The following is a 6,204-nucleotide window of genomic DNA, read 5'->3' on the forward strand; positions in this document are numbered from 1 at the left end:
CGCTGTGACCCGGGGCGGCGGCGCCTGCTTGCCGAGGCGTTCCGCCGTCGCCGCCCTGCGGGCCAGGACCCCGTCGCTCAGTTCCGCCATCTCCCGCAGCGCGTCCCGGCGTTCGCGCTTGGCGAGGCGGTCGAGGTGGGAAGCCGGCCGTAGAGGTGGTCGGTCTCGTGCTGGAGGCAGCGGGCGAAATAGCCGCGGCCCTCGACGACGAGCGGGTTGCCGTCCTTGTCCTGGCCGCGGACGACCGCGTGGTCGGCGCGCGGCACCGGCTTGTACGGGCCGGGGGACGGAGAGGCAGCCCTCCATCTCGTCGACGAGCCTGCGGGGTGGCGAGCGGCTCCTCGTCGAGGACCGGGTTGGCGATGTGGCCGACGTGCCGCACGCCCCAGTCGTCCTCCATGTCGTACACGAACAACTGGAGGTCCACGTCGACCTGGTTGGCGGCGATGGCCGCGCCGTGCGCGACGTGGTTCGTGGCGAACATGTCGTCGATCAGCCGGGACAGCTCCGGCGTACCGAAGTGCGCCTCCGTGACCGGTGCGCAGCGGCGGCGCAGCACCTCCTCGCCGACCACCGTGATGCGCCGCACCGCACCCCCGCTCGACCTCCGGTGACATCCCGCTCCCGGCCATGTCCACCCAACTCCCCTCCGCCTCACGTCACTTGACTAATCCCTTTGCAAAGTAGCACCCTTTGCAAAGTGACCGAGGAATCCACGGAGAACGACCCGTCCACGGCCGCGGCGCCCGGCCCCGCCCGCCGGCTGCCCGACCACCCCGTGCGCATCGCGCTGCTCGACCTGCTGGCCGAGGCCGGCACGGTCACGTCGACCCAGGCCGCCGCCCGGCTCGGATACAGCTCGGGCCTCTGCTCGTTCCACCTGCGCCGGCTCGCCGAGCACGGCCCGATCGAGGAGGCCGCGCACGGTGGCGGCCGGGCCAGGCCGTGGCGGCTGCGCTGGGACGACCCCGCGCCAGTCGCTGCGCGCCGCCGACCGCTCCATCGGGACCACTGTGCACCTGACGCCGGAGGAGATCGACGAAGTGGCGCTGGCCGTAAGGGAGTTGCTCGCTCCCCTACGAGCGCCGCCGGTCCCACGGGGCGCGGTCCCGTCGCGGCGGTCACCCGGCTGCGCCCCTGACCGGAGCGCCGGCGCCTACTCGGCCGCGGCCCGCCCGGTGAGGGCCGCCAGCAGGCTCCGTACGTGATCCATGTGCGCCCGCACCTCGTCCCAGCGCCTCCCCCGTGCTCCCGCAGCACCCGCTCCGTCTCCTGGCCACCCGCTCGTCCCGGGCGCGGGCCTGCGCGAAGTTCCGCGGCGGTGGCGTCCGCGTCCTGGCCGTGCCGGGCCGCCTCCTCCGCCTCCGCGAACGCCCGCTTGGCCTCCGAGGAGGCCGGGCCTCCGCCGCCGCCACCGCCGCGGCCTCCCGCTCCTCCGCGGCGGCGGCCCGCTCGGCCGCTTCCCGCTCGAAAGCGTCGAACCGCTCGGCGTGCTCCTTTGGCCTGGTCCGCGAGGACGCCCTCGCAGCGCCGCCGCATCTCCCGCAGCGCGGCGAGCGCCTCGCCCGCGTCTCCCTTCACGTCGCGTCGCGCAGGCGGCCGGGTCTCGTCCGCGGTGGCCCGCCGACCGCTCGCGCCGCCGCTCCGCACGCTGCTCGGCGCCTCCCGCGCGCACCTCGTCGGCACGAGGCCTGCGCCGCGTCGCGCAGTTCCCGGCCCGCGGCGCGTCCGCCGCCTCGGTCCCCGGCCGCCGCGTCGGTACCCGCGTGCTGGACGGCGACGGCCTCCTCCTCGGCGAGTTCCAGCACTGGGCGCGTTTGCCGAGCGTCTCGTAGGTCTGCGGGGCGAGGCGCGGCCGGGCCTCACCTGCCTCCGAGCGCCTCCATGTGCGAGGACGGTCAGCGCGCGGCGCGCTCCCACGCCTCGTCGCGGGCGCCGGACGAACCGGCGGCGCCGGGCGCCACCTGCCGGGACGGTAGCCACGACTCGTACGGCCGTACGGCGACGCCCTGCCTGCACCGCTCATCACGTTGATCCCCTCTCCCACCGGTCTGCACCGGTCTCCGCCCGACAAAACCGACGGAAACCGACGTGCGACGTTCTGCGCGATTGGCGCACATCTTTATGGATCAAGCGGAACCGCTCATAACGCGACGCCGCCCGACCCGCTCGGTCAAGAGTGTTGCGTCAATTGGGTGTCCCGAAAGTCGGAGTCGCGGTGTCGCGGAGCTGGCGAAGAGCTGACCGGCCTCGGAGAGTCGCACCGACCCCGGGCACGGACGGCTGCTCGCCACCGGCGCAGTCGTCGTCGCGGGTCCGACTCTGCACACGCCCATCGAGGCGAGCGATCCCGTCGCCGGTGTCGGGTCGACCGCGTGAAGCGCGCGTCGAGGGACGCGCTCAGGAACAGGATCAGCTTCCACGGCGGGATCAGGACGCGCCCGCGCTGAGCGCTTGTCGGCGATGGCGTCGACCAGCTGCCGCTGCCGCTCTGTGATGGCTTAGGTCGCCCGCGGTCAGGTAGCGGGCCCGCGCGTACTGCAGGGCCTGGACCCCGTCCATGTGCTGACAGCCCGCGTCGAGTCGGCCCCGGACTTCTCGTCCGTGCAGCCCGCCCTCCGGTACGCGGAGAATTTGACGCCGCCCGGCGAGTCGACGCGACGTCGACCAGGCCGTCCGCGTAGTGGTCGAGCGCACGCAGGCCCGTCGCGCCTGCTCCACGGTCCGGGTGAGCAGCGGCGCGCGCCGCCGAGCGCGCGTACGCCGAGTTGATCTTGCTTGCCGTGGCCGGGAATGGACACGTACGAGTCGCGGGGACGGAGAGTCAGATAGGGCCCGCTTTGTCCTCGTAGTGCAGGATCATGATCGTGTCGGTGTTGAGGGCGTCGTTGCCGACGTGGAGCGCCTTGCGCTGTTCGGGCGTCAGGTCCGCGCGAGTCCGAGCTTGACGGCAGAGCAGCCAGTCCCGTGCCGCGCTGCCCGCCGCCGGGCGGCGATCGTCGGGCGGTGAAAGGCGTCCGTGGTCCGCAGCCGCGAGTCCGCCCAGCGCTGCGTGGGCCGTGCCGTATCCCAGCAGCAGGACCAGGACGACGAGCGGAGATCAGCAGGGACCCTCTTGGGCCAGCGCCGCTTCGTCTTCCCGCTGCCGCTGCGGAACGATGTCGCCTCGCCTCCTGCATGAGCGCACGATCGGGGGCGCCCGACCGGTCCCGCAGGTCGAGCGCCCCGTCGTCAGCGCCGTGCACTGACGGTTACAGCAGGCCGTCCCACATCTGCTCCAGCAGCACCGACCACCAGGTCTCCAGGCGAACCGAGGGCGGCCGGGTCGGTGGCGCTGAGCTGGGCCTGGAAGTCGACCGTCCAAGCCCGCCTGCTCTGGGTTGAGCCCGAAGCGCAGCCACGCCACATCCGGCCGAGCAGGGCCAGCGAGCGCGCGAACTCGCAGCCCGGTGTTCACGGGCCGGTGCGGCACCGGCGCACCGCCGGAGCTCCAGCCTTCGACCGGCACGGCGGCCACGATGTGCGCCGTGCCGTGCTGAACGCAGACCGCCTTGCCGAAGTCGCCGCCCATGACGAGGTACGAGCCACGCGTCCGACGCCTGGCTGCACCCCGCGCTCCTGCGCCAGCTCGGCCAGCGTCGGCGCCGGGCGCCCCGGCTGGGCCTGCGCCCAGAAGAACGGCCCGAAGTCGGCGGGCGGTCCGCCACGACAGAGCGTGCGCGCGACGCGACGTCCGGGACGCCCCTGGCGCGACACGGCCCGCTGGTCGAACCCGGAACACGCCGGGCCCTCGAACGCCGCGGCCAGCTCCTGCGCGATTGCCTCTCCGGCGGGATCCGGCGGCGAGGGCTACTGCGCGGGCGGCAGCGGCGCCGCGCACCGGTGCGGGCCGCGCGCGACCGTCGGCGCACCTGAGCAGGTCGCCCGTGCGCGATGAGCTGGTGCATGCCCCTGCTGGCGCGCGAGCGTGATCGGTGCCGTACGGCGCAGTCGACGTGATCCGGGCCTGCGGCCTACGCGCCTGGATTCATGCGGGAGCAGTACGCGCGCCGGCGGGCAGCGAGCAGGACTCCAGCTCCGGTGTGGAGTTCGGGGACCTGGTCCGGCAGGATGTTCATGCCGCGCAGTCAGGAAGACGATCTGCCACCTCCGGGTGCGGCACGCCGGGCGCCGACCGCCGGACGACGCTGCTGCTGAGCCGCCGGGCGCGCGGTAGCTGAGCACCGCCTGGTGGCCGCCCACGGTCGCCGGCCGGCGGGCGCCCGCGGATAGCCGGCCCGCACGCCGCCGGGGCGGCCGCGCAGGACCTGCTGCCGCCCGGCGCGGGGCGGCGGCATGGCACCGGGCGCAGGCGGGGGCGGCATCGCCCGGGACCCGGGCCGGCCAGCATCGTCGCGGCGTGGCGCACGCCGCCGCCCGGCGGGGCGTGGCACCGGGCGGCCACGCGGCGCGCTCGGCAGAGGCGAGGCGCGCCCGGGGCGCCGGGGCGCACCCGGGGCGGGCCGGGCGGCGGCGGGGTCTGCCCGCCGGGAGCGCCGGGGCCGCCGGCCGGCGGACCGGCCAGCATCGTCGCGGCCTGGATGCGCGCCGCCGGGGGCCGCGCGTGGCACCGGGCGGCTTGCACTCGGCGCTGCGCACGCGGGCGCACCGGGCGCATCCGGAATCTCCGGGCTGCCTGTCGGGACCGATCGACGACACCATCTGCGTCCCTGGGATCGCACCCACCGGCCGGACCACACCGGCAGGCGGCGGAGTCTGCCCACCGGGAACACCGCCGGGAGCACCGGGAGCGGGCACGCCCGGAGCGCCGGGCGGCGGCGGGTCTGCGCACACCACCTACCGCGCTTGCACCCCGCGGCGGGGGCCTGCGCCTTGCTGGTGGCGACGTCGGCGATGTCGCGCCGGGCGCGAGCGGCCGCGAGGCGTCGCGACGCGCCGCACCACAGCGGCGGGCGGCGGCGAGACGTCGGCGCCGCCGGGGCCGCCGGGGCCGCCGGGACCCTGCGGCCGATGTACCCACGTACGGAGCCACTCCGGGCGGCGGCGTGCCGGGCACGGCGGAGCCGGGCACCGGAGCGCGCAGCAGAGCGCGCGGCGGGCGGCGGCGGCGGCACTCGCGGGGCGGCGGCGGGAGCGTCGGAGCCGGCCGGGCCGCCCTGCGGGTAGCCGTAGGGCCGACGGGGGCGGCAGGTGCCGGGGCCCGGCTGCGGCGAGGGCGGCGGCGTGGGCGACCGGCCGGACCGCCCTGCGGGTAGCCGGGCGCGTGGAGCCGGCGGGTCCTCGCAGGGCCGGGAGACCGCCGTCGGCGCAGCGGCTGCCGCCCGCGATCAGGAGCGGTCTTGGCCCGGCCGTCACCCCAGGGCGGCGGCGTGTCCCTCAGCCAGCGGCGGCGAGAACACCGTCTCGGGCAGCGACGGAGCGGTCCTCCCGTCCCCCGCGCCGTTCGTGTCCGTTCCGGCCCACGGGGTCGCCCACCGGGCGGCGGGGCCGGGCGCGGGCGCCGGAGGCGGGGCGGGAGCCAGTTCCGGTTCGGCAGCGGCCGGCTCCGGGGCGGGCGACGACTGCGCCGAACGCCGGTCGGGGATGCCGAGCTTGTCCGCCGCCTCCGCAGCCACTCCGGCGGGAATCAGCAGGAACGACGCCTGGTTCAGGTCGACCCGCTCGGGCGGCGCGCGCTGCGGGCTCCCTGCCGGCGCCTCCGGCAGCCCGTACCGCTCCTCATGCCGCTCGGATCACCTCGCCCACGGGCAGCGAAGGCCACGGGTCGCCTCGCCGCTCTGTCCCGCGCGATCACGAGGCGCTGCCGGCCGCCGTCGGACACCGGACCATTCTCCCGGTCCTCCGCGCACCACGAGGCCCAGCTCGAACTCGCGGACCCGCACCTCACGGTGCTGGTACGCGGGCACCTCGCCGTTGATCCATTCCTCAGCGCGCTGCGCTCCTGCGCCCGAACGTCACCAGCATCGCAGCGTCACTCCCCACCCGCGACTCGGGACCGCGGTCGCCAAGCGCGCCGTCCACCATCGGATTCCGCCACCGTCTCCAGCTCCGGCGGATTTCCGGCCAGTCGGGACAGGACACGTCGAAAGTCGTCACCGCACGGCAACGGCAGCCCGCTCCGCACCCGCCTCGGCCACGGACGGGCCGGAGGTCTCGCCGCCGTCGCCGCGACTCGTCGTGCCGCAGAACCACTGGACCCGATGG

Annotated in this window: 3 protein-coding genes and 1 pseudogene; 1 reads left to right on the top strand and 3 read right to left on the bottom strand. The window is 76.0% G+C overall.

Annotation, left to right across the window (positions count from 1 at the left end; all coding sequences use genetic code 11):
• Positions 1 to 27: 27 nt before the first annotated feature.
• Positions 28 to 589, bottom strand: a pseudogene (def, locus tag RBJ77_RS15125) (peptide deformylase); the annotation flags it as partial.
• A gap of 111 nt (positions 590 to 700) precedes the next feature.
• Between def and RBJ77_RS15130 the strand changes: the two are divergent.
• Positions 701 to 1,141 carry a winged helix-turn-helix domain-containing protein gene (locus RBJ77_RS15130; protein ID WP_372345496.1) on the top strand — a complete coding sequence of 147 codons (441 nt, stop codon included), beginning with the start codon at positions 701 to 703 and terminating at the stop codon, positions 1,139 to 1,141.
• A 2,090-nt stretch (positions 1,142 to 3,231) separates the two neighbouring features.
• On the opposite strand, the gene RBJ77_RS15135 is transcribed toward RBJ77_RS15130, so the two are convergent.
• Both RBJ77_RS15135 and RBJ77_RS15140 read right to left on the bottom strand, forming a co-directional pair.
• A complete protein-coding gene (locus tag RBJ77_RS15135) occupies positions 3,232 to 3,408 on the bottom strand; it encodes a hypothetical protein (protein ID WP_372345497.1) in 177 nt (58 codons plus the stop codon).
• Positions 3,409 to 5,351: 1,943 nt separating this feature from the next.
• Entirely contained in the window at positions 5,352 to 5,615 is a 264-nt protein-coding gene (locus tag RBJ77_RS15140; protein ID WP_372345498.1) for a hypothetical protein, read from the bottom strand.
• Positions 5,616 to 6,204: the final 589 nt, after the last annotated feature.

It is taken from the genome of Streptomyces sp. KL116D, assembly GCF_030766975.1.
Classification (GTDB): domain Bacteria; phylum Actinomycetota; class Actinomycetes; order Streptomycetales; family Streptomycetaceae; genus Streptomyces; species Streptomyces longispororuber_A.

Excerpts from the sequence above, each read along its gene's own strand:
- RBJ77_RS15135 (WP_372345497.1), bottom strand. The coding sequence starts at position 3,408 with ATGTGGCGTGGCTGCGCTTCGGGCTCAACCCAGAGCAGGCGGGCTTGG.